This window comes from Clavibacter sp. VKM Ac-2873 (genome assembly GCF_015351075.1).
Taxonomy (GTDB): Bacteria; Actinomycetota; Actinomycetes; order Actinomycetales; family Microbacteriaceae; genus Clavibacter.
Genome location: NZ_JADKRS010000008.1, coordinates 1 through 857 on the forward strand (window position 1 = coordinate 1; position 857 = coordinate 857).

The 857-nt window shown below is 68.8% G+C and carries 1 pseudogene; it reads right to left on the bottom strand.

From position 1 onward, the window contains the following. Positions 1 to 857, bottom strand: a pseudogene (locus tag ITJ44_RS15715) (DNA polymerase III subunit alpha); the annotation flags it as partial.

Below are 857 nucleotides of genomic sequence, written 5' to 3' on the forward strand. Positions count from 1 at the left end.
AGGGCCGGCGCGAACTCCTGGTACGCCTTGCCCATGAACATGCAGGTGATCTCGCCGCCGAAGTCCTCGAGCTGCACCATGCCGTAGAGGTTCCCCGACGCCTTCGCCATCCGGTGCTGCACGCTCGTCAGGAGGCCGGCGACCACGACCGTTTCGCCGTCCTTCACGGTGTCGGACGCAAGGAGATCGGTGATGCTCGTGCTGGAGTGCTTGGCCAGCTCCGCGTCGAGCCCGGCCAGCGGGTGGTCGGACACGTAGAGGCCGAGCATCTCCCGCTCGAACGCGAGCTTGTCGCGCTTGGCCCACTCCGGCCGCTCGGGCACCTTGCGCGCGTGCTGCGGCTCGTCCCACAGGCTGTCGAAGTCGAAGCCGACCTGCCCGTTCATGGCGGCGCGCTTGTCGCTGACGGAGGCGTCGATCATCCCCTCGTGCACCTCGAGGAGCGCCCGGCGCGTGTCCCCGAGCGAGTCGAAGGCGCCGGCCTTGATGAGCGACTCCACGGTGCGCTTGTTGGCGACCGGCAGCGGCACCTTCTTGAGGAAGTCGTCGAACGACTCGAACGCGCCCTGCTCGTTACGCGCGCCGCGCAGCGCCTCGACCACGTTCGCGCCGACGTTGCGCACCGCGCCGAGCCCGAAGCGGATGTCGGCGCCCGCGGCCGCGAAGAACCCGATGGACTCGTTGACGTCCGGCGGGAGCACCTTGATGCCCATGCGGCGGCACTCGTTGAGGTACAGCGCCATCTTGTCCTTGGAGTCGCCGACGCTCGTGAGGAGCGCGGCCATGTACTCTGCCGGGTAGTGGGCCTTGAGGTACGCGGTCCAGTAGGAGACGACGCCGTACGCCGCCGAGTGCGC